General features: G+C 68.1%; 23 protein-coding genes. 12 read left to right on the plus strand and 11 right to left on the minus strand.

The features are described 5' to 3' along the window. Window positions 1-57 precede the first annotated feature (57 nt). The 7 genes from AB0I35_RS29170 to AB0I35_RS29200 all read left to right on the plus strand — a co-directional run bounded on the left by AB0I35_RS29170 (window position 58) and on the right by AB0I35_RS29200 (window position 4,959). Window positions 58-432 (plus strand): cupin domain-containing protein, encoded by a 375-nt coding sequence (locus AB0I35_RS29170; protein WP_357399540.1) that lies wholly within the window; start codon window positions 58-60, stop codon window positions 430-432. Between the two features lie 67 nt (window positions 433-499). Further along, window positions 500-1,429: a metal ABC transporter substrate-binding protein gene (locus AB0I35_RS29175; RefSeq protein ID WP_357399541.1), complete on the plus strand. Its 930-nt coding sequence runs from the start codon at window positions 500-502 to the stop codon at window positions 1,427-1,429. After that, the gene (locus AB0I35_RS29180) at window positions 1,426-2,154 is read left to right on the plus strand and encodes a metal ABC transporter ATP-binding protein (protein WP_357399542.1); all 729 of its coding nucleotides are present in this window, start codon (window positions 1,426-1,428) and stop codon (window positions 2,152-2,154) included. The genes AB0I35_RS29175 and AB0I35_RS29180 overlap by 4 nt, the downstream gene beginning before the upstream one ends. Further along, window positions 2,151-3,023 carry a metal ABC transporter permease gene (locus tag AB0I35_RS29185; protein ID WP_357399543.1) on the plus strand — a complete coding sequence of 291 codons (873 nt, stop codon included), beginning with the start codon at window positions 2,151-2,153 and terminating at the stop codon, window positions 3,021-3,023. Before AB0I35_RS29180 ends, AB0I35_RS29185 begins: the two co-directional genes overlap by 4 nt. A gap of 31 nt (window positions 3,024-3,054) precedes the next feature. Next, window positions 3,055-3,405 carry an MmcQ/YjbR family DNA-binding protein gene (locus tag AB0I35_RS29190; protein ID WP_357399544.1) on the plus strand — a complete coding sequence of 117 codons (351 nt, stop codon included), beginning with the start codon at window positions 3,055-3,057 and terminating at the stop codon, window positions 3,403-3,405. Between the two features lie 13 nt (window positions 3,406-3,418). Further along, window positions 3,419-3,961, plus strand: coding sequence for a YaeQ family protein (locus AB0I35_RS29195; protein WP_357399545.1), 543 nt, complete (start codon window positions 3,419-3,421; stop codon window positions 3,959-3,961). An 86-nt stretch (window positions 3,962-4,047) separates the two neighbouring features. After that, window positions 4,048-4,959: an alpha/beta hydrolase gene (locus AB0I35_RS29200; RefSeq protein WP_357399546.1), complete on the plus strand. Its 912-nt coding sequence runs from the start codon at window positions 4,048-4,050 to the stop codon at window positions 4,957-4,959. Here AB0I35_RS29200 and AB0I35_RS29205 read toward each other — a convergent pair. Continuing rightward, on the minus strand, window positions 4,950-5,531 hold the full coding sequence (locus AB0I35_RS29205) for a TetR/AcrR family transcriptional regulator (RefSeq protein WP_357399547.1): 582 nt from the start codon (window positions 5,529-5,531) through the stop codon (window positions 4,950-4,952). The genes AB0I35_RS29200 and AB0I35_RS29205 overlap by 10 nt on opposite strands. Window positions 5,532-5,624: 93 nt before the next feature. On the opposite strand from AB0I35_RS29205, the gene AB0I35_RS29210 reads away from it, so the two are divergent. Continuing rightward, the gene (locus AB0I35_RS29210; RefSeq protein ID WP_357399548.1) at window positions 5,625-6,662 is read left to right on the plus strand and encodes a beta-ketoacyl-ACP synthase 3; all 1,038 of its coding nucleotides are present in this window, start codon (window positions 5,625-5,627) and stop codon (window positions 6,660-6,662) included. Here the strand turns inward: AB0I35_RS29210 and AB0I35_RS29215 are convergent. Both AB0I35_RS29215 and AB0I35_RS29220 read right to left on the minus strand, forming a co-directional pair. Further along, window positions 6,659-7,189, minus strand: coding sequence for a CinA family protein (locus tag AB0I35_RS29215; protein WP_357399587.1), 531 nt, complete (start codon window positions 7,187-7,189; stop codon window positions 6,659-6,661). The two genes, AB0I35_RS29210 and AB0I35_RS29215, sit on opposite strands and share 4 nt — an antisense overlap. Then, the gene (locus AB0I35_RS29220; RefSeq protein ID WP_357399549.1) at window positions 7,072-7,443 is read right to left on the minus strand and encodes a hypothetical protein; all 372 of its coding nucleotides are present in this window, start codon (window positions 7,441-7,443) and stop codon (window positions 7,072-7,074) included. The genes AB0I35_RS29215 and AB0I35_RS29220 overlap by 118 nt, the downstream gene beginning before the upstream one ends. Before the next feature lie 285 nt (window positions 7,444-7,728). Between AB0I35_RS29220 and AB0I35_RS29225 the strand changes: the two genes are divergently transcribed. Then, complete coding sequence (locus AB0I35_RS29225; RefSeq protein WP_225280896.1) at window positions 7,729-8,373, plus strand: MspA family porin; 645 nt, start codon at window positions 7,729-7,731, stop codon at window positions 8,371-8,373. 34 nt (window positions 8,374-8,407) lie between these two features. Beyond that, entirely contained in the window at window positions 8,408-9,073 is a 666-nt protein-coding gene (locus AB0I35_RS29230) for an MspA family porin (protein ID WP_067496968.1), read from the plus strand. A gap of 194 nt (window positions 9,074-9,267) precedes the next feature. Here the strand turns inward: AB0I35_RS29230 and AB0I35_RS29235 are convergent, their stop codons facing one another. The 6 genes from AB0I35_RS29235 to AB0I35_RS29260 form a co-directional block, all read right to left on the minus strand. Beyond that, the gene (locus tag AB0I35_RS29235; RefSeq protein ID WP_357399550.1) at window positions 9,268-10,650 is read right to left on the minus strand and encodes a HAMP domain-containing sensor histidine kinase; all 1,383 of its coding nucleotides are present in this window, start codon (window positions 10,648-10,650) and stop codon (window positions 9,268-9,270) included. Further along, window positions 10,637-11,338 (minus strand): response regulator transcription factor, encoded by a 702-nt coding sequence (locus AB0I35_RS29240; protein WP_357399551.1) that lies wholly within the window; start codon window positions 11,336-11,338, stop codon window positions 10,637-10,639. Before AB0I35_RS29240 ends, AB0I35_RS29235 begins: the two co-directional genes overlap by 14 nt. Further along, window positions 11,335-11,862, minus strand: coding sequence for a TerD family protein (locus AB0I35_RS29245; RefSeq protein ID WP_357399552.1), 528 nt, complete (start codon window positions 11,860-11,862; stop codon window positions 11,335-11,337). The genes AB0I35_RS29240 and AB0I35_RS29245 overlap by 4 nt, the downstream gene beginning before the upstream one ends. Before the next feature lie 15 nt (window positions 11,863-11,877). Next, the gene (gene nhaA / locus AB0I35_RS29250; RefSeq protein WP_357399588.1) at window positions 11,878-13,167 is read right to left on the minus strand and encodes a Na+/H+ antiporter NhaA; all 1,290 of its coding nucleotides are present in this window, start codon (window positions 13,165-13,167) and stop codon (window positions 11,878-11,880) included. Between the two features lie 157 nt (window positions 13,168-13,324). Continuing rightward, on the minus strand, window positions 13,325-13,906 hold the full coding sequence (locus AB0I35_RS29255) for a TerD family protein (RefSeq protein ID WP_067496979.1): 582 nt from the start codon (window positions 13,904-13,906) through the stop codon (window positions 13,325-13,327). 56 nt (window positions 13,907-13,962) lie between these two features. After that, window positions 13,963-16,035 carry an acyltransferase family protein gene (locus tag AB0I35_RS29260; protein WP_357399553.1) on the minus strand — a complete coding sequence of 691 codons (2,073 nt, stop codon included), beginning with the start codon at window positions 16,033-16,035 and terminating at the stop codon, window positions 13,963-13,965. A 170-nt stretch (window positions 16,036-16,205) separates the two neighbouring features. Here AB0I35_RS29260 and AB0I35_RS29265 point away from each other — a divergent pair, with 170 nt between their 5' ends. Beyond that, window positions 16,206-17,252, plus strand: a complete 1,047-nt coding sequence (locus AB0I35_RS29265) for a hypothetical protein (protein WP_357399554.1) — start codon at window positions 16,206-16,208, stop codon at window positions 17,250-17,252. On the opposite strand, the gene AB0I35_RS29270 is transcribed toward AB0I35_RS29265, so the two are convergent. Both AB0I35_RS29270 and AB0I35_RS29275 read right to left on the minus strand, forming a co-directional pair. Beyond that, complete coding sequence (locus AB0I35_RS29270) at window positions 17,253-17,621, minus strand: MerR family transcriptional regulator (RefSeq protein ID WP_357399555.1); 369 nt, start codon at window positions 17,619-17,621, stop codon at window positions 17,253-17,255. A gap of 1 nt (window position 17,622) precedes the next feature. Beyond that, window positions 17,623-19,140 carry a SulP family inorganic anion transporter gene (locus AB0I35_RS29275; protein ID WP_357399556.1) on the minus strand — a complete coding sequence of 506 codons (1,518 nt, stop codon included), beginning with the start codon at window positions 19,138-19,140 and terminating at the stop codon, window positions 17,623-17,625. Window positions 19,141-19,532: 392 nt separating this feature from the next. On the opposite strand from AB0I35_RS29275, the gene AB0I35_RS29280 reads away from it, so the two are divergent. Continuing rightward, entirely contained in the window at window positions 19,533-20,471 is a 939-nt protein-coding gene (locus AB0I35_RS29280; RefSeq protein ID WP_357399557.1) for a hypothetical protein, read from the plus strand. The last annotated feature ends 167 nt before the right edge of the window (window positions 20,472-20,638 follow it).

Raw genomic sequence — 20,638 nt, forward strand, 5'->3', positions numbered from 1 at the left:
GATATAGGAAAGCTACTTGACTATATAGACAAGTAAATTGACCATAAGGGAGACGCAATGCCGGTTGTCCGTTCCGCCGACGCCCAGGTGCACGAAGTGCACAACGCCCGCTTCACCTCGTTGATCCGCCCCGGCACCGGCAGTGCCGACCTGTGCGTCTGGCAGACCGAGGTCGCGCCCGGCACGGCCGGGGTCGCGCACCGGATCCTCGGAGAGGAGGCATTCGTGCTGCTCACGGGCGAAATCGTCCTGACCATCGACGGCGCGGCCGCCACCCTGCGACCCGGTGATGCCGCCGTGGCGCCCGCCGGTTCGCTCATCGCGCTCACCGACGAAGCAGGGGCGGGTGCGCGGCTGCTGGTCGCCGTCCGGGCCGGTTTCGCCGCGGAGTTGCCGGACGGGTCGACCTTCGTCCCGCCCTGGGCGTCATGACCGGTCACCACCGCTGTTTCGGTGGCTGAACTTGAAAGTTCGGTCACCCGAACAATATAATTCCGGGATGAAGGTTGGGTTCCACCGTTCGTCGCGAGTGCTCGCGGCGTGCGTGCTGAGTGTCATGGTGTTCGCGCTCACCGCTTGCGGTGGCGTCGGCGCGTCCGACGACGACCGGAAGGTGGTCCTCACCACCTTCACCGTGCTCGCCGATATGGCGCGCAATGTGGCCGGTGAGCATCTACGGGTCGAGTCGATCACCAAGGTCGGTGCCGAGATCCACGGGTACGAGCCGACGCCGGGGGACATCAAGAAGGCCGCCGAGGCCGATCTCATCCTCGACAACGGGCTCAATCTCGAGGCCTGGTTCGCCCAGTTCGTCGCCGACCTCGAGGTGCCGCACGCCGTGGTGAGCGAGGGCGTGACGCCGATGAACATCAGTGAGGACGCCTACGCGGGCAAGCCGAATCCGCACGCGTGGATGTCGCCGGTGAACGCGCAGATCTACGTGGACAACATGGTTCGCGCGTTCACCGATCTCGACCCCGACCACGCCGAGGCCTACCGCGCCAACGGCGAGGCGTACAAGACCCAGCTCGGTGAGGTCCGTGACGAGCTGGTGGCCGCCGTCAGCACGCTACCCGCCGACCAGAAGGCCCTGGTCACCTGCGAGGGGGCGTTCTCCTACCTGGCCCGTGACGCGGGGCTGACCGAGAAGTACATCTGGCCGGTGAACGCCGAACAGCAGGCCACACCGCAGCAGATCGGATCGGTGATCGACTTCGTCCGCCAGCGCGGGGTGCCCGCCGTGTTCTGCGAGTCGACGGTGTCGGACGCGCCGATGCAGCGCGTGGTCGAGGCGACCGGTTCGCGCTTCGGCGGCACGCTGTACGTCGACTCGCTGTCGGAGGCGGACGGCCCCGTGCCGACCTACCTCGACCTGATCCGGCACGACGCCGACACCATCGCGGCGGCACTGGCAGGAGCACCGAAATGACCGAGACCGTTGTCGAAATCCAGGACGTGACAGTTCACTACGGTGATGTGCTCGCCCTGGACAACGTGGAACTCACGTTGAAGTCGGGTCGGGTGTGCGGGCTGATCGGGATGAACGGGTCGGGGAAGTCGACACTGTTCAAGACCGTCATGGGGCTGGTCACGCCCGACCGTGGCCGGGTGCTGGTCAACGGTGGCGCGCCCGCCGCCGCGCGCAAGGCGGGCGCCCTCGGGTATGTGCCCCAATCCGAGGACGTGGATTGGACTTTCCCGCTGTCGGTGCGCGATGTGGTGACGACCGGGCGCTACGGGAAAATGGGCTTCACCCGGCGTGCGAGCAAGGCCGACAAGGCCGCCGTAGAGGAGGCGCTGGCCCGGGTCGAACTCACCGACTTCGCCGACCGGCAGATCGGGCAGCTTTCCGGCGGGCAGAAGAAGCGGACCTTCGTGGCGCGCGGCATCGCGCAGGAGGCGACCATTCTGCTGCTGGACGAACCGTTCGCCGGGGTCGACAAGCGCTCCGAGGCCACCATCACCGCGTTGCTGCGTGAGCTCGCCGCTGGTGGCGCGACGATCCTCGTCTCCACCCACGACCTGCACGCCCTGCCCCGATTGGCCGACGAGGCTGTGCTTTTGAACCGCCGGGTGCTCGAACACGGCGACCCCGACGTGGTGTTGCGGCCCGAGAACCTGGCCAAGGCGTTCGGATTGGACACAGACCAGTGAACCTCGAAGAATTCTTCCTCGACCCGTTGCGCTACGAATTCATGGTCCGGGCGCTGGCTACCACCGTCACCGCGGCCGTGGTGTGCGCGGTGCTGTCGTGCTGGCTGGTGCTGATCGGCTGGTCGCTGATGGGTGACGCGGTGTCGCACGCGGTGCTGCCCGGGGTGGTGCTCGCCTACATCGTCGGTTGGCCGTTCGCGGTGGGCGCGGTGATCTTCGGGTTCCTCGCGGTCGCGTTGATCGGGGTGGTGCGCGATACCAGCCGGGTGAAGGAGGACGCGGCCATCGGGATCGTCTTCACGACGCTGTTCGCGTTCGGGTTGGTGCTGGTGTCGGTGACACCGAGCCAAACCGACTTGAACCACATCGTTTTCGGCAATCTGCTCGGGGTGAGCCGCGACGAGATGATCCAGATCATGATCCTGGCGGCGATCGTACTCGTGGCCCTGGTGTTGAAGCGTCGCGACTTCACGTTGTACGCGTTCGATGCCACGCACGCGCACGCGATCGGTCTCAATCCGCGCGTGCTCGGTACGGCGCTGCTTGCGCTGCTCGCGCTGACCTCGGTGGTGGCGTTGCAGGCGGTGGGTGTGGTGCTCGTCGTCGCCATGCTCATCATTCCCGGCGCGACCGCGTACCTGCTCACGGACCGTTTCTCGCGGATGCTGGTGATCGCGCCGAGCGTGTCGGTGGTGTGTGCGGTCACCGGTCTGTACATCAGCTACCACCTCGACACCGCCGCGGGCGGGATGGTGGTGGTCACCCAGGGCGTCGCCTTCACCCTGGTCTACCTGTTCGCGCCGCGCCACGGCATCATCGGCCGCCGCATCACCGCGAGCCGCGCCCGTTCGGCCAAGCTCGCCGTCTGAGCCTGTCGGTGCGTTTTGAGATGATCGGGTCATGACAGTCACCGGGGACGACGTCCGCACCTTCGCTCTGTCCCTACCCGGCACCGCGGAGGAATTCGCCTGGGGCATGCCGATTTTCAAGGTCTCGGGCCGCCTGTTCCTCACCCTCCCCGAGAACGAGACCTCGATGGCCGTCCGCTGCCCGATCGTCGACCGCGACGAACTCGTCCAAGCCGAACCGGCCAAATTCTGGATCGCTCCCCACGAAGCCAACAACGCCTGGGTCCGAGTCCGCCTCGCAGCCCTCGACGACCACGACGAACTCACCGCCATCATCACCGACTCCTGGACCCAGGCCGCCCCCCGAGCCCTCCTGGAGTCTCATGAGTCCGCAACCAACTAGGGTGGCGGGTCTTATGGGAATCAGCGCTACTGTGCACACTTTCGCTATTCAGCTCGCCGATGTGGATCGGGGGGTTTATGAGGAGTTGGAATTGCGGGTGGCTCGGCATCCTTCGGAGACGCTCGAGTACATGGTGACGCGGATTCTGGCGTACTGCCTGCAGTACGAGGAGGGGATCGTGTTCAGTGAGGGTGGGATCTCGGCTACCGACGAGCCGGCTGTGCAGGTGCGGGATCTGACCGGGCGGACGACGGCGTGGATCGAAGTGGGGGCGCCGGATGCGGAGCGGGTTCATCGGGGGAGCAAGCTGGCGGGGCGGGCGGCGGTGTACACGCATCGGGATCCGGTGAAGGTGCTCGCGCAGTACGCGGGCAAGAAGATTCACAACGCGGCCGCGATTCCGCTCTACAGTTTCGATCGGGCGTTCATCGACGAGGCCGCGCGGCTGGTGGACCGGCGCAATTCCGCGAGCCTGTCGATCACCGAAAGTGTGGTGTACCTCGACCTCAACGGAACGAGCCTGCGTACCGAGATCACCGAACAACCGCTGGGCTGACTCCCGCCCGCCGCGCGCGGCCGACGGGTATTTTGGCGGGAACCCGTGTCGTCGCGGGGGGAGTGGAGGTCGTGGTGGCGACAGTGATGAGTCGGTTCGTGATTCCGGGGTTCCTCCGTGTCGCACGCCGCAACCGCAACTACATCAATGCCGAACGCGCCGAGGCGAATATCCGCGAACTGGCGCTTCGCCCTTTGCCTTACGGCCCACCGCGCACCCTGCGCGGAGTCGACATCACCGTGGTGCGCGAGGCCGGTTGGCCCGTGTACACCCTCACCCCGCGCGCCGGTAGAGCACGCGGCGGTCTGGTCTACGCGCACGGCGGTGGCTGGGTCGGCGAGATCGCGGTGCAGCACTGGCGCCTGGCCGCCATGCTCGCGATCCGCGCCCGGCTCACGGTGACGGTGCCGATCTACCCGCTCATCCCGTTCGGCACTGCCGCCGAGGTGATTCCCCGCGTGGCCGAGCTCGTCCGCACCAGCGCCGACGAACACGGCCACACCTTCCTCGCCGGCGACTCGGCGGGCGGCCAGATCGCGTTGTCCACCGCGCTGCACCTGCGAGACCTCGGTACCACGCTGCCGCGCACCATCCTCATCTCCCCGGCCCTCGACCTCACCCTCGAGAACCCGCAGATCGACGTCGTACAGCAACGCGACCCGTGGCTCGGTCGCGACGGCGGGCTCGTCTACGGCCGCCGGTGGAGCGGCGAGCTGCCGATGAAGGACCCGATGGTGAGCCCCCTGTTCGGCGAGCTCACCGGCCTCGGCCCGATCACCTTGTTCACCGGCACCGACGACATCCTCAACCCCGATGCCCGCCTGCTGCGGGACAAGGCCCGCGCGGCCGGTGTCGACCTGGACTACATCGAGAAACCGGGCCTGGTCCACGTGTATCCGCTGACCCCGAGTCCCGAAGGCGCAACGGCCCGCCGCCACATCGTCACCACCCTGTGCGCCGATCTAGATGGCGCACAAGATGTTTCACCTCAACGCTGAGACAGGTGATAGTTGAACAGGATGGTCAGCTGGGTGACCGCCTGATCGAACGGATGCGCCGACTTGAGCGCCCGGCTGTGCACGATGGTGCCCTCGATGGTGGTGAGCAGGAACCCGGCCAGTGACACCGCCGTCGCGCGTTCGATCCCGGCCGCGACGATGCCGTCGGCCAGGCGCGCGGTCCATTCGGCGAAGGCCTGCCCGGCGATCGACTGCACCACCGGATCGCTTTCGTCCAGCGCGGCGGCCATCATGAACGAACCTGCCCGGAACTCGCTCTGTTCGAGCGGCACCCGCCAGAAGGCGAACAGGTCGGTCAGCCACCGCTGCGCCGACGGAGCGGTCTGCAGAGCGTCGGCCACGGCGCTGACGTGCGAGTACACCAGCCGCGACACGATGCGGGCGGCGGTCTGCACCAGTTCGCTCTTGCCGGAGGGAAAGTGCTGGTAGAGCGAGTTACGTGAGGTATTGCTCCGCTTGAGCAGTTCACTCAACGCCGCCGCGTGCACACCGTGCTCCTGCACGGTCGCGATGGTGTGCTCGATCAGTCGGGCGCGTGGTCCGGCCGGCATCCGACTCTCCTCCCCGAAACGCTTGATTGAACCGATCGGTTCATGTTAGACCTTATAACGGATGAACCGATCGGTTCACATGGAGAGGATGTCATGCCAACCCCCATCGCCACCTCGATTCCGATCACCCACACGGGAATTCTCGGCCTCGGCGTGTACCGGCCGCGCCGCGTCGTGCCCAACTCGGAGATCGTCGAGGCCATCGACTCCTCCGACGAATGGATCAAGACCCGATCCGGCATCGCCGCAAGGCACTGGGCCGAAGACGACGAGACCATCGTGTCGATGAGCACCGCCGCCGCCCGCGACGCCCTCACCGCCGCGGGCGTCACCGCCGATCAGGTCGACGCCGTGCTGCTGGCGACCTCGTCGCAGATGGTCCTCGGCCCCTCGGCGGGCGCGGTGGTCGCCACCGAACTCGGCATGCACGACACCGCCGCCTACGACATCTCCGCCGGGTGCGCGGGCTTCTGCTACGCGCTGGCCGATGCCGCCAACCTGGTCCGCTCCGGTCAGGCGCGCCACGTGCTCGTGATCGGTGTGGAGCGGCTCTCGGACCTGCTCGACCGCACCGATCGCGGCACCGCGTTCATCTTCGCCGACGGCGCGGGCGCGGTGGTCGTCGGCGCCGCCGAGCAGGAGGGGATCGGCCCGGTGGCGTGGGGCTCGGACGGGTCACGCACCTCGGCGATCAAGCAGGACAAGGACTTCCAGGAGTACTTCGCCGAGGTGGCGGCCGCCGAGGCCAGTGGTGGCACGACGGTGCGGCCCTACATCCGGATGAACGGCACGGAGGTATTCCGCTGGGCCGTCACATTTCTGGAACAGGCGTGCCGGGAGGCCTTGAAGCTGGCCGGTGTCACCGCAGCCGACCTGGACGCCTTCGTGCCGCACCAGGCCAATATCCGCATCACCGACGCGCTGGTCCGCACCCTCGACCTGCCCGATAGCGTCGCCGTGGCGCGCGACATCGTCGACACCGGCAATACCAGTGCCGCGTCGATCCCGATGGCCATGGAACAGTTGCTGCGCAGCGGCGCCGCCGAACCCGGCCAGACCGCGTTGCTGCTGGGCTTCGGGGCGGGTCTGGCGTACGCGGGCCAGGTGGTGCACCTGCCACCGATCGTCTAGCCGGTGATGCGTTTCTCGCTCTCGCGCAACATCTCCAGCGCGCACCGTACCGACTGCTCGAGCACCTGCTCGGGTTCGCCGTCGAAATTCCGGTGCACGGCCCAGGAGGTGTCGCGGGTGGCGACAGCGCACCACACCGACCCCGCCGGTTCGCCGTCCTGATCGCCCGGTCCACCGACGCCGGTGGTCGCGGCGGCGATATCGGCGTCGGTCAGTGCCCGCACGCCTTCGGCCATGGCCAGTGCGGCCGTCTCCGACACCACCGGCACGTCGGGCACACCGAGGACGGACTGTTTCACCGTCACGGAATAGGCGACGACACCGCCGCGGAACCATTGCGCGGAGTCGGGTGCCGCCGCGAGGGCGGCGGCGAGGTTACCGCCGGTGAGGGATTCGGCTACGGCGACTGTCAGCCCGTGACGCTTGGCGAAGTCGCCGACATCTGCTGCGGTGGTGATGATGGCCTCCTCTGACGCGCCTGATCGCTGACTGGAACAGCGTAGGCCGCCCCGTCGCGGATGCCGAATTCGAACCGGCACGGGAACAGCGACGGCAGGCCGGTGGCGCGCAGGTCGTAGTTCGCGGCGAGGGTCTGCATTGCCCAGTTCTGCAAAGAATCCGGCAGCCGCAGGGTGGTGCCGTCGACGCAGGAAACATAGGCGTGGGTCTGTTCACCGTCGACCGGAAGCGGATTGCGCAATCCGACCGCGCCGATGTCGAGAATTCGTCCGGAGTTGTTGGGAGAAGCGACGCTCGGCAAATCCAACTCGATGTCGTCCATGTGGGAAACCGTAACGCAGCAACTATCCAGGGAACATCGAAATCACGCCCCCTATACCGAACTTCGCAACATTGGCTGAACGCCGTGTTTGTGACGATCGGTCTGCGCCCATCGCAACACCATCGCAAAGAACCGGAAATCTTCTCGTTCCGTGAGCTTCATCGCCGGGTCCTCGACTGGTTCTCACCCCGCCATGGGGCGCGTGAATGCTTCGATCCGGCCCTCGACGCGCCCTGCCAGGTGCCGACGTCGAGGCGATACCGCTCGAACCTGATGAGGGGAAGAATGACAATCAAACGCTTCTACGTGGCCACGGCCGCCGCGGTCGCACTCGGTGGTTTCGCCGCCGGTTCCGCCGGCGCCGACGCTTTCGTCCCGCTGCCCGACGGCCAGAAGGCAGGCCCGGGCGTGACGATCACCCGCACCGCCGAGCGCGCCACCGTTTCGCCGTCGCTGGCGGCCAACGGCGCGGGCCGCGTCGCCTGGGTCTCGGGCACCGTCACCGCCGACGTCACCGCGACGCCGGAGGGCGAGGTCGGCCCGTTCAACGGTCCGGCGGGCAAGGACGGCTCCAACAACTCCTCCACCCACGGCGCCTCGCAGCTCAACACCGGCTACATCGTCGGTTGCCAGGTGGCCATCGGTGACGACGCCATCTCCGCGGGCGTCTCCGGCGGCATCGACCTGTCCGGCGGCAGCATCGGCGGCTCGGTCGGTCTCGACCTGGGCCCCGGCGAGGTGAAGTTCGTCCAGATCGAGAAGAAGGACATCCTGAAGGCGGGCGTCTACTCGGTCGAGTACCAGGACGTCGAGATCGAGATCCAGGGCTGCGCCGGTTACGCCCAGGCCCGCGCCTACTCGGTCGTGGAGATCATCGGCGACCACTACTCCAAGACCACCCTCTACGGTGCCCCGTTCAGCATCGGCTGAGCGCGTCCGACTTCGATCGCAAGGAATGACACACATGATCGACCGTAAGAATTCGGCCCGCATGGCCGGTCTGGTCGGCGCGGCCGCCGTGACCTTCGGCCTGCTGTCCGCCGGTGCCGCCAACGCCGACACCTTCGTTCCGCTGCCCGGCGGCGAGATCGTCAAGACCCTGTCCGACGGCTCGACCGTCACCGTTCGCCTGGTCGGCGAGTCGGCCCTCATCAGCCCGTCGATGGGCTCGACCCCGGTGCACCGCAACGCGTGGGTGTCCGGCTCCGCGCAGGTCGAGGTCTCCGGTAACGCCAAGGGCGGCAAGATCTACCCCGGTTACGTGGTGGGCTGCCAGGTCAACATCGACGGCGGTGGCGTCGAGGGTGGCGTCGAAGGCGAGAGCAGCTGGGACGGCGAGGACGTGAGCGTCGGCGCCGAGTCCGGTGCCGAGCTGAGCCTCGGCCCCGGCCAGGCCAAGTCGTTCTACATTCTCGACATCGAGAAGGCCGACGACTACGGCAACGAGGACCACGGCACCAACAACAAGTTCAAGGGCAAGAGCGGCTCGGTGACCTGGGCCGACTCGACCATCGGCCTGAGCGGCTGCGCCGGGTACGCCCAGGCGCGTGCCTTCGTGAAGGTCAAGGTGGAGACCGAGAACGTGAGCTCGGTCGTCACCCTGTGGGGCCAGCCCTTCAGCATCGGCTGATCCTGACAACCCCAGCGGGGCCCGGCGTCGAGTGACGCCGGGCCCCGCTGCGTGATGACGAGAAGTCACCGGTGTCGGTGTCGCGCGACGACTTCGGGAATCGGCCGCGTGCCGTGGCAGCGCGACTTGTCCTCCTCCAGCCCGAGGCCGTGGCGATCACCCGACCCGGTGACCGAGACGAGAATGGATCACTTTCATTGCGGCGGCTCGGACGTTTTCTTTGCGATCACGTGACGATCCAGCGCGGGCAGCGTCAACTCGAAGCGCGCACCACCGCCCGGCCGCTCCGAGCAGCGGATCCGGCCCTCGTGTCCCGCAACGGTTTCGGCGACGAGGGCCAGGCCGATGCCGGTGCCGCCCGTGCGACGCGAGGCGGTGACGAAGCGTTCGAAGATGCGCTCGCGATCGGCCGCCTCGACACCGGGGCCTTCGTCGTCGACGGTGACGCGCACGTCGTCGCCGTCGCGCTCGACGCGCACCGCGGCCACGCCGCCACCGTGGCGTTCGGCGTTGACGAGCAGGTTCAGCAGGGCGCGTTCGAGTTCCATCCGCCGTCCGCGCACCAGTCCCGGGTCGGTAGCCGTGAGTACTTCGGCCGCGACGCGACGGCTCGCGAGCAGGTGGGCAAGCAGTTCGGCCAGCGACAGCGGCGCCGGGTCGGAGCGGTGGATGCCCGCCTCGGCGCGTGCGAGGGCGAGCATGTCGTCGAGCAGACCGCGCAGGTAGGTGGTCTCCTCCACGAGCAGTCCCAGTGCGGCGCGCGGTCTTTCGGACAGTTCGTCGCGGTGCCCGGCCAGCACGGTCGCGGTGGTGGTCAGGGTGGTGAGTGGGGTGCGCAACTCGTGACTGAGGTCGGAGACGAGCCTGCGTTCGCGCTCGATGCGCCGCTGCAGGGAGTCGACCATGGCGTTGAAGGCCTCGACGGTCGGCGACAGGTCGACGTCTTCGGGCCGCGACAAGCGCAGGTCCAGGTCGCCCGCGGCGATGTGCGACGCGGTGCCCGCCATCTGGCGCAGCGGGCGCAGCGCGAGGTGCGCGGCCCAGGCGCCGAGCGCGGCGGCCACCGCGACGGCGAGCACCGCGCAGGCGAAGAGGATGGTGCGCAGCATCTTCAGGGTGTCCTCCAGCTCGCGCAGCGGCGCGAATTCCTGGAGGACGGCGCCGTTTTCGACGTAGGTCGCGGTGCGCAGATAGGGCTCGCCCGCGATGCGCACACGGGTGGCGGGCGAGGGCACCTCGGCGGCCCGTTCGAGCGTGGCGACGGTGGCCTGGTCGGCGCCGAGCACACCGGTGCCCGTGGTGGTGTCGAGGAGGGCGATGGTTCCGGCGGGCAGCCGCAACGATTCGAGGGCCTCCTGCCCGGTGGCCAGCGATTCCATCCGCAGCCGCAGGATCTCGGCGTGCACTCCTACCGCGCGTTCGACCGTCCGAACCCGTTGGGACTCCATGTAATTGGTGCTGATGCCATACACCGAGCCCGACAGCAGCACCGCGACGAGGCTGGCGCTGAGGACGAACGCCGCTGTTACGCGACCACGCAGGCCGCGTAACCGGGTGGGCAACTCAGGACCCGGCATCGAGGCGATAGCCGAGCCCGCGCACGGTGACGATCAGGCGCGGTTCGGCGGGATCGCGTTCGATCTTGGTGCGCAGGCGGCGGATGTGCACGTCGACGATGCGGTCGTCGCCGAAGAAGCCGCGGTCCCAGATCTTGTCGAGCAGCACCTGCCTGCTCAGCACGAGCCCGTCGTTCTGTGCCAGTTCGCACAGCAACCGGAATTCGGTGAGCGTCAGGTGCACGTCTTCGCCCGCCAGCCGCACCGAACCGCGCTCCGGGCAGAGGACGAGCTGCCGGTCGGCGTCGAGGACGAGTTCGACCACCTCGCGCTCGGTGTTGTTGCGGGTGCGTCTGCCCACCGCCCGGATGCGCGCGGTCAGTTCCTTGACCTCGAACGGTTTGGTGACGAAGTCGTCGGCGCCCGCTTCCAGGGCGGCGACCACGTCGTGGGTGTCGTCACGGGCGCTGACCACGATGATCGGCACGTCGTGTTCGCGGCGCACCTCGCGGATGCAGGTGAAACCGTCCATGCCGCCGAGCATCAGGTCGACGATCAGGACGTCCGGCACACCGACGTTGTGCACGTGTTCCAGCGCGTGTTCGGCGCTTTCGGCCTCGGCGACGACATACCCCTCGTCCTCCATCGCCAGCCGCAGCGACTCCCGTACCCGGGTGTCGTCCTCCACGATCATCAACTGCGCGCTCATACCTGGCCCAAATATACGGTCAGCTGGGGCAGTGCGACGGTCGGGTGATCGGCGAAGATCGGGTCACCGATCATCGCGAATTCCCAGCCCGCGCCGGTGCGGTGCAGTTTGCCGAGGACGAACCCGGTGTGTGAGGTGGCGCTCGACAGGTCGACGCGCACGAGCTCGACCCCGGCGACGCTGTCGGCGACGCGGCAGAAGCCGTTGACGACCTGCGCGAAGGTCTGTCCGGTGTAGCAGGTGACGAGGAAGACGATGGTGCTGGTCGCGGCGTCGACGCGGGTGAGGTCGACGGTGATGATCTCGTTGTCACCGTCACCGTCGCCGGTGACGCTGTCGCCGAGATGGCGCAGGGCGCCGTCGCGGGAGGTGAGCTGTTCGTGGAACGCCGCGTCGACGAAGTCGTTGCCCGCGAACTCCAGGGCTGTCACATTGAGGTCGATGTCCTTGCGGGTATTGCCGAAGGGGCCGCTCGGTGGCGCGGGGTCCCAGCCGAGGCCGACAGTGACGTGGGTGAGAGACATGGTGGAGCTCCTGGATCATGGTGGGGTCTGCTGATAGACGTCCGGGATGCCGTCGCCGTCGGCGTCGACGTGTTCGGCCTCGTCGAGGCGGCGGTAGACGCGGTTGCGGGCGCGCAGCACGATGGTCGCCAGCAGGGCCGCGGCCAGCGTGCCACACAGCACGCCGATGCGTACGTGGTCGGCGCGGGTGTGGTCGCCCGCGAAGGCCAGTTCGCCGACGAGCAGCGACACCGTGAAACCGATGCCGCCCAGCAGCGCGACACCCGCCACGTCCACCCAGGCCAGGTCGGCGTCGAGTTCGGCGCGGGTGAGTTTGGCGGTGAGGTAGGTGGTCGCGGTGATGCCGACGAGCTTGCCGAGGACCAGGCCCGCGATGATGCCGAGCGTCACCCGGTCGGCGAGGGAATCGGTGAACCCGCTGAGACCGCCGATGGTGACACCGGCCGCGAAGAACGCGAACACCGGCACCGCCACCCCGGCCGAGAGCGGGCGGATGGTGTGTTCGAACCGCTCGGCCAGGCCGTGTTCGGTGTCGGTCTCGCCGCGCCCGGCCAGTACCGGAACGGTGAAGCCGAGCAGCACGCCCGCCACCGTGGCGTGCACGCCGGAGGAGTGCACCAGCCACCACGTCACCATGGCCAGCGGCACCAGCAGGAACGGCGAACTGATCCGGCGCTGCACGGCGACGGCGAACAGGGCGATCGGGATCAGGGCAAGCGCCAGATAGGGCAGGTGCAGTTCGCTGGTGTAGAAGACGGCGATCACGGTGACGGCGAGCAGGTCGTCGACCACGGCGAGGGTGAGCAGGAAGGTGCGCAGCGCGGTGGGCAGGTGGGTGTTGATCACCGCGAGCACGGCGAGCGCGAAGGCGATGTCGGTGGCGGTGGGGATCGCCCAGCCGTCGACCGCGCCGCCCCGGTTGATCGCGAAGTAGATCAGCGCGGGTACGGCCATCCCGCCGACGGCCGCCACCACCGGCAGCGCGGCGCGGCGCGGGTCGCGCAGATCGCCCGCCACGAACTCACGTTTGAGTTCGAGGCCGACGACGAAGAAGAAGATGGCGAGCAGCCCGTCGGCGGCCCACTGACTCAGCGTCAGGTTCAGGTGCAGCGATTCGGGGCCGATGCGGTAGTCGCGCAGTGCCACATAGGCATCCGCCCATGGCGTATTCGCCCAGACGAGAGCGACGATCGCCGCGACGATCAGCAGGATACCGCCGACCGTTTCGCGGCGCAGCACCTCGCTGACGCGACGGGCCTCGGGCCAGCTGCCCCGGGTGAGAACGGTGCGGCGTGCTGCGCGGATCATCCGTGCCGGGAAGAGGTAGGTGCGGACATGTGGGTTCCCGTCTTCGCTCGAACCCCGCTCGACGGAATTCGAGCCGGGCTGCCGACCAGACTTCCCGGCGCACCGAGCCTAACTTTGCCGCACCGACCACACCCCGTGCAAACCGTGCGCCTCGCTAGCCGAGGGCGAAACGCAGCAGCGCCTGCTTGTCACCCTGCTTGATCTTGCCCTTGCGATCGAGCACCTCGAGCTGCCACACCGGGCCGTTGCGGAAGGCCCGCGCGATGGCGTTGGCGTTCTCGGCGCCCAGCAGCGACGGCCAGATATCGGCCACCGGCTGGCTGTCGGCGCCGGTGGCGTCGTAGATCTTGAACGAGACGTTGTTGGCCTTGTCGAACGAGGAGCCCTTCTTGAACGCGGCGGCGACGAACACGATGGCGTCGATCGCGGTTGGCACATTCGCGAAGGTGACGTGCACGGTCTCGTCGTCGCCGGCGGCCGCGCCGGTCTGCTCGTCACCGGTGTGCAGCACCGCGCCGTTGCCGAGCGGGTCGAGCGAATCGAGACCGGCGAAACGCACCGGCTCGCCACCCTGCATCAGGACGGCGACGAGGTCGAGGTCGACGCCGCGCTTGCGGCGGGCGATGCCGAGCAGTCCACCGCTGGAACCGGCCGACGGGTCCCAGCTCACCCCCACGCTCATCTTGGTGATACCGGCGAGATCGGCCGCGCCGTCTTCCTTCTTCAGAGTAATCACAGCTCCGAGGCTACGGACTTCCCGAGTTACCCGCATGCCCAAGCGATTTCGCTGCCTCACCACCATCCGAGCACGGGACCGATGGCGCGGCCGAGCGCGTCGGCGAGGGTGCGCGAGTAGGTGGCGGTGAGGTGGTGCTCGTCGTGGTAGATCAGCACATTGCCCTCGGCGACGGCACAGACGGTCGGGCCGCACACGGCGTCGGTGAGGTCGACGGGGAAGACGTGCGGGAAGGGTGCCGCCGCTTCGCGCTGCGGGTCGATCGGGTCGAGTGCGTCGCCGCGGCGCATGCCGCAGCTGATGCGGTCGCCGCCCGAGGCCAGGCAGTCGGTGGCGCGGTAGCGCACGCCGTCGCGACGCAGCCACGGTGTGTCGCGCAGGGTGAGCACCGCGAGGCCGCGCTCGGACAGCGCCGTCCACACATCGAGGAATTCCGGCGGGGTCTCGTCACCGCCCGCGTCGCGGGGCCGGGTGCCGATGGTGAACACCCAGTCGGGGCGGTCGGTGCCGAGCCGGTCGATCACCTCGCGCGACCAGTCCCGGCAGTCGGGGATGGGTTCGCCGTTGTAGGTGGCGTCCTCGGCGAGGGTGAGCGGGCACCCCATCTTCAGATACACCTGGATGCGGAAGGAATGCTCCTCGGCCAGTATCTGCAGCGCGGGCAACCAGTGTTCGACGTGGGAGCTGCCCGCCATGGCGATGGTGCGTTCGGCGTCGGGGTCGCCGTAGGTGCAGGTGATGACGGAGCGGGTGTTCCAGTCGGCGATGCAGCCGTCCAGCGTCGGCGGCGGTTGGTCGTTGCGGGCCTCGAAGAGGTTGGGCCGCAACGGTTCGGGCGCGACGGGAGTGTTCGCGGTGAGTGCTCGCGCCCCGGGATACCTGGTCGCCTCGACGTCGGTGGTCGCGGCCGGTGGCGCCGCCCGCACAACGGCGTACTCCCAGGCCGACGCGGTCGCAACCACGGCCGCGAGCAGTGCCGCGATGCCCGCGGTGACCAGGCGCCTGCCGGGCCTGCGCGTCTTGGCGCGCAGTGGTTTCTCGATCAGCTGGTTGGTGAGCCAGGCCAGTGCCAGCGACACCGCGATCACGCCGGTGCCACCGAGCAGGTCGACGTCGGGGCTGTCGCGTTCGGTGAGGAAGAAGATGAGAATCGGCCAGTGCCACAGGTACAGCGGGTAGGCGAGTTCGCCGAGCAACCGCATGTGCCGGTGCGCGAGCAGCCGGTTGGGGCCGTCCCATTCGTGGCGTGGCACGTTCGCGACCGACACGATCACCGCGGCGGCGGCGAGCACCGGAAGCAGGGCGGCCGGGCCGGGGAAGCGGTTGGCGGCGTCGCCGATCAGCCAGCCGCACAGCACGACTCCCGCGATGCCGAGGGTGGCCAGCGGCGCCCGGCACCAGCGCGGTAGCACCAGGTACGGTGCGGCGACCGCGAGTGCCGCGCCGATCAGTAGTTCCCAGCCGCGCGCGAAGGTGTCGTAGTAGTTCCAGCCCTGATGGGTCGCGGTGCCACGGGTCGCGTACACGAAAGATGCCGTGGCAGCGGCGATCACGATCACTCCGACAAAGGCTCGCGCCTGGCGCAGCCGAGCGCACACCGCGACGAGGATCAGCGCGGCCAGATAGAACTGGCCCTGCACCGACATCGACCAGAGGTGTTGCAGTGGGCTCACCGACGGGTCGGCGGCCAGATAGTCGGCCCAGGTGAGCGCCAATTCCCAGTTCTGCGCGAACAGCAGCGAGGCGAGTGTCTGCGCCGCGACCGCCGACCACTGGGTGTAGGGCAGCAGCAGCGTCGAGGCCACCAGCACCCCGGCCAGCACCACCGCCATGGCAGGCAGCAGCCGCCGCGCGGTACGCCGCACCACCGGCCACACCCACCCGCGTGGACCGTGCTCGGCGCGACGCAGCAGCATCCCGGTGAAGAAGTAACCGGACAGCACCAAAAAGACGTCTACGCCACCCGACACCCGGCCGAACCAGATGTGGAAAACCACGACAAGGCCGATCGCGAGACCACGCAGACCGTCGAGGTCGGAGCGGTATTGCACTGTGCCGCTGCGTTGTTCGGCCGTCGAGCCCGAACCTGCCGAGGTCTCCGGCGAGAGAACCGAGGGTGACCACGCCATGTCATGTGACTATCACGCGGCCCGCGTGGATGTCACATCGAGGCATCGAAAACGGTGCGCCGCAGCGAACATGGCGCGACGGGTTTGCCTTCCACCCGAACAGGCGCCAAAATTGCGGGAAGGGACGCGGACATCACCGAATCGATGCCGCGCGGGGCTGGGAGAGACCTGTGACACGCGAAGATCCGCCCGCCGGGGGTGCCGACGATCAGGGTTCGTGGTGGATGACACCGCGTACCGACGGGCAACAGCCCGATGCCGCCCCGCCGACGGTGCGCGCGGATACGCCCGGTTTCGGGCCCCAGCCCCCGCCGAGCCAGCCGCAGTGGCCGGTCGGTCAGCAGAGTCAGCCGTGGCAGCAGCCGCCGATGAGCCAGCCGTGGCAGCAGTCGATGCCGGGACAACCGATGCCCGGTCAGCCGATGCAGGGTCAGCCGATGATGGGGCAGCCGCAGTGGCAGCAGCCGCGGCCGCCGTACGCGCGGTCGGGGTCGTCGTCGACGCCGTGGCTGATCGGCGGTGCGGTGGTCTGCGCGTTCCTCGTGCTCATCGTGGTCGCGGTGGTGATCGGCGGCAACTCCGATTCCGATTCGCCCGTCGTCGCCGCGCCGACCACCACGTCCTCGACGGTGCCGTCCACCTACTCGACCACCTCGGCCGCACCGACCTCGAAGCCGTTCGACTGGAACTCCCTCGACAGTGCCGCCACCGACGACACCCCGCTCACCGTGAAAGCTCTGCTGCCGCAAAGCTTCACCGACTCCAAGGGTGTGCTCTACACCCTGCGTGCCAGCGGCGAACACGGGTGCGATCAGCCGGGCAACTCCGACAACGTGTCGTCCGCGATCACATCCAACGGATGCACCACCAACATCACCGGCTCCTACATCGACAAGGACGACCACATCCTGGTGTCGGTGAACGTGCTGGTGTTCCCCACCGACTCCGCGGCCCGCTCCGCCTACGACACTCTCGACGGCCAGACCCAGGACTGGGGAATCTGGTGCCCCACAACGGGACTGGCCAGCGATACCTGCCACGGTGACATCATGTCCGCCACCCGGGTGCAGTGGTCGGCCTACAGTCACCGCTACTTCACCCAGGCCACCGGCATCTACATCGACCTGTCCGACAACAGCAGCCTGGAGGAATGGTGCAAGGCGGGCGCCAACGCGGCGGCCACCACCGTCGGCCCGAAGAACTACTGGCAGAAGTGATCACCGCGCTCGTCGCTCGGCGAGCAACGCGGTGAACTCCTCGGCGTAACCGAGCTGGCGGCGCAGTTTCGCGACGCTGTCCTCGGCTTTGGCGTGCAACTCGGCGAGCAGTTCGCGGGCCTTCGGGTTGCCGAGATCGTCGAGGGCGGACAGCAATTCGCCCATCTCGGCCAGGGTGAAGCCGAGCGGTTTCATCCGGCGGATCACCAGCAGCCGGTCGATATCGTCCTCGGTGTAGAGGCGGAACCCGCCCGCGCTGCGTGCCGACGGCCGCACCAGGCCGACCTCGTCGTAGTGCCGAATCGTCTTGACCGACAACTCGGTTCGTTCGGCGACCTGACCGATCTGCAAGTGCGCGCGGGCGGGCATCTCAGTGCCCTGCCAGGTGTCCGGAGAGCCTGCCGTGGCGCTGTTCGGAGGCCGCGTCGAGCCCGACGATCTCGACCTTCTTGCCCTTGGACTCGTACTTGGTGGTGATCGCGTCCAAGGTGGCGACCGTCGAGGCGTCCCAGATGTGCGCGTCGGACATGTCGATCACGATATTGCGTGGGTCCTCGACGTAGTCGAATTGGTACACCAGGTCGTTGCTCGAGGCGAAGAACAGTTCGCCGCGCACTTTGTAGACCCTGGTGTCGATGTCGCCGTCGTGGTCGATATCGGCCTCGCCGATCTTCTCGACCTCGGTGAAGTGGGCGACGCGGTGGGCGAAGGCCACCATCGCGGTGAGCACGCCGGCGATCACACCGTAGGCGAGGTTGTGCGTCGCCACCGTGACGGCGACGGTGACCAGCATGACGGCGGTCTCGGCGACAGGCATGCGGCGCAAGGTTTTCGGGGCGATCGAGTGCCAGTCCATGGTGCCCACCGACACCATGATCATCACGGCGACGAGGGCGGCCATCGGGATCAGGGCGACGATGTCACCGAGCCCGACGACGAGGATCAGCAGGAACAACCCGGCCAGGAACGTCGAAATCCTGGTGCGCGCACCGGAGGACTTCACGTTGATCATCGTCTGGCCGATCATGGCGCAACCGCCCATGCCGCCGAAGAACCCGGTCACCACATTGGCCACACCTTGGCCCCAGCCCTCGCGGGTCTTGTCGGAGTGGGTGTCGGTGATGTCGTCGACGAGCTTGGCGGTCATCAACGACTCGAGCAGGCCCACCAACGCCGTCGCCACCGCGTACGGGGCGATGATCTTCAGCGTTTCCAGCGTGAACGGCACATCGGGGATGAGCCAGGAGGGCAGGCTCGACGGCAACTCGCCCTCGTCACCCACGTTCGGGACGTCGAGCGAGAATGCGAGGGTCGCGGCGGTGAGCAGCACGATCGCCACCAGCGGGGCAGGAACGATGTCGGACAGCTTGGGCAGGAAGACCATGATCGCGATACCGATGGCGACCATCGGATACACCAGCCACGGCACCCCGAGCAGGTGCGGGATCTGCGCGGTGAAGATGAGGATCGCCAGCGCGTTGACGAATCCGACCATCACGCTGCGCGGGATGAATCGCATCAACCGCGCGACCCCGATCACGCTGAGCACGATCTGCAGCACACCGGCGAGGATGACCGTGGCGATCAGGTAGTCCAGCCCGTACTGCCGCATGACGGGCGCGATCACCAGGGCGACCGCGCCGGTCGCGGCCGAGATCATCGCCGGGCGGCCACCGACGAACGCGATGGTGACGGCCATGGTGAACGAGGCGAACAACCCCACCCTCGGGTCGACTCCGGCGATGATCGAGAACGAGATGGCCTCGGGGATCAGGGCGAGGGCGACCACCAGCCCGGCCAGCACTTCCGTGCGGAGGCGGCGCGGGCTGCGCAGGGCGGCCATCACCGACCCTTCGGTCTGTCTACTGGCGGGCACGGCTGTCCCCATCGGCTGCTCCCAACGAAAATTTGGCCCTCACGGCGCTCGGCCGGCACGAGCGGACGCTCGTGCGATCGACCAACCCTACCCTCCCGTAAGGGTAGGGTTGGTCGGCGGTGGTCACGACGAGATAACCGCGGGTGCGAGCTTCGCCACTGCCGACCGTCCTCGTGATGGGGGAGCGGGCGCGGGATTCGGCGATCGACGGGTGGTTTCGCCGATCCGCGCCCAGGTCACGAACTGGTCAACGGCCCAGATCACATGGAAAGTGCCAGGTGGTGCGCCTAGGGTCGGTTACCGAGCTCGACGAAATGGAGTATTCGCCAAGAGGAAGTCGGGGGCGGACATTGCTTCGCAAGAGACCCAGTACACAGACGTGCCGTGACGCGGTGGAGTTGGCCGTGCGAGCACCGTCGGTGCACAACACCCAACCGTGGCGGTGGCGCATCGGCCACGGCCGCGTCGACCTGTTCGCCGATTTCGGCCGACAGGTCACCGCGACCGATCCGCGTGCTCGCGCGTTGACGGTGAGCTGCGGTGCCGCGCTGCACCATCTGACCGTCGCGTTCGCGATGCTCGGCTGGCACGCGGTCGTCGAACGGCTGCCCGATCCCGCGCGGACCGATCACCTCGCGCGGGTCGAACTCACCCCGCGCTCGCCGAGCGACCACGACATCCGGTTGGCCGCCGCCATCCATGTGCGCCGCTCGGATCGGCGCCGCTTTCCCGACTTGCCCATCCCGCCGCGCGACCTGCGCACGGTGTCGCGCTGTGCCTCACGGTTCGGCGCCGCGGCCCGCCACGTTCCGGACATGCTGCTGCCCGAGCTGGCCGAACCCATGCGCTCGGCCGCCGCCCGGCACGCCGTCGACGGTGACTACCTCGCGGAACTGAGCGAATGGAGCGGTTGCCACGGTGAGCTCACAGGTGTGCCCGCCCACAACGCCCCCGCACCCCGACGCCCCGACGAACTACCGGTGCGGGTCTTCGCCGACGCGCGGCTGTCGGAGTACACCGACGAGCCCGACGCCGCGCACTGGCTGGTGGTGTGCACCCCGCGCGACACCCGGCTCTCCCAGCTGCGCGCGGGCGAGGCGACCAGCGCCATCCTGCTCGAAGCCACCCGGCTCGGTCTCGCCACCAGTCTGCAGTCCGAACCCCTCGGCATGCTCGACCTGCGCGACCAGATCCGCACCACGGTCCTGCAGGAATGCGCCTTCCCGCATGTGATGGTCCGCCTCGGCGTCATGCCCCACGCGGCCGCACCTTTGGAATCCACCCCTCGCCGCCTCGTGGACGACGTCATCGAGTACGACGAGACCGTGTTCGCCATGGCCTAGTTCTCCGCCGAACGTGCGTTCGGGCTCGAACGAAATCGGCTCGCCATCCGTAATCATCTCCCTCACGCGGCGATATACGACTGTATCGCCAGACGCGTACTGCCGCTTCGGACAACGATACGTGCGGGTAACCCTGCCTCGCGGTACACATACGTGGCAGAAGAAGG

It is taken from the genome of Nocardia sp. NPDC050378 (assembly GCF_040655675.1).
Classification (GTDB): domain Bacteria; phylum Actinomycetota; class Actinomycetes; order Mycobacteriales; family Mycobacteriaceae; genus Nocardia; species Nocardia coubleae.

Bases quoted from the DNA above. Each gene is read 5' to 3' on its own strand.
- AB0I35_RS29175 (WP_357399541.1), top strand. From the start codon at position 500: ATGAAGGTTGGGTTCCACCGTTCGTCGCGAGTGCTCGCGGCGTGCGTG.
- AB0I35_RS29195 (WP_357399545.1), top strand. From the start codon at position 3,419: ATGGGAATCAGCGCTACTGTGCACACTTTCGCTATTCAGCTCGCCGAT.
- AB0I35_RS29275 (WP_357399556.1), bottom strand. From the start codon at position 19,140: ATGGGGACAGCCGTGCCCGCCAGTAGACAGACCGAAGGGTCGGTGATG.
- AB0I35_RS29235 (WP_357399550.1), bottom strand. From the start codon at position 10,650: ATGCCGGGTCCTGAGTTGCCCACCCGGTTACGCGGCCTGCGTGGTCGC.
- AB0I35_RS29200 (WP_357399546.1), top strand. From the start codon at position 4,048: ATGAGTCGGTTCGTGATTCCGGGGTTCCTCCGTGTCGCACGCCGCAAC.
- AB0I35_RS29210 (WP_357399548.1), top strand. From the start codon at position 5,625: ATGCCAACCCCCATCGCCACCTCGATTCCGATCACCCACACGGGAATT.
- AB0I35_RS29205 (WP_357399547.1), bottom strand. From the start codon at position 5,531: ATGCCGGCCGGACCACGCGCCCGACTGATCGAGCACACCATCGCGACC.
- AB0I35_RS29225 (WP_225280896.1), top strand. From the start codon at position 7,729: ATGACAATCAAACGCTTCTACGTGGCCACGGCCGCCGCGGTCGCACTC.
- AB0I35_RS29270 (WP_357399555.1), bottom strand. From the start codon at position 17,621: ATGCCCGCCCGCGCGCACTTGCAGATCGGTCAGGTCGCCGAACGAACC.
- AB0I35_RS29245 (WP_357399552.1), bottom strand. From the start codon at position 11,862: ATGTCTCTCACCCACGTCACTGTCGGCCTCGGCTGGGACCCCGCGCCA.
- AB0I35_RS29220 (WP_357399549.1), bottom strand. From the start codon at position 7,443: ATGGACGACATCGAGTTGGATTTGCCGAGCGTCGCTTCTCCCAACAAC.
- AB0I35_RS29170 (WP_357399540.1), top strand. From the start codon at position 58: ATGCCGGTTGTCCGTTCCGCCGACGCCCAGGTGCACGAAGTGCACAAC.
- AB0I35_RS29190 (WP_357399544.1), top strand. From the start codon at position 3,055: ATGACAGTCACCGGGGACGACGTCCGCACCTTCGCTCTGTCCCTACCC.
- AB0I35_RS29230 (WP_067496968.1), top strand. From the start codon at position 8,408: ATGATCGACCGTAAGAATTCGGCCCGCATGGCCGGTCTGGTCGGCGCG.
- AB0I35_RS29240 (WP_357399551.1), bottom strand. From the start codon at position 11,338: ATGAGCGCGCAGTTGATGATCGTGGAGGACGACACCCGGGTACGGGAG.
- AB0I35_RS29180 (WP_357399542.1), top strand. From the start codon at position 1,426: ATGACCGAGACCGTTGTCGAAATCCAGGACGTGACAGTTCACTACGGT.
- AB0I35_RS29260 (WP_357399553.1), bottom strand. From the start codon at position 16,035: ATGGCGTGGTCACCCTCGGTTCTCTCGCCGGAGACCTCGGCAGGTTCG.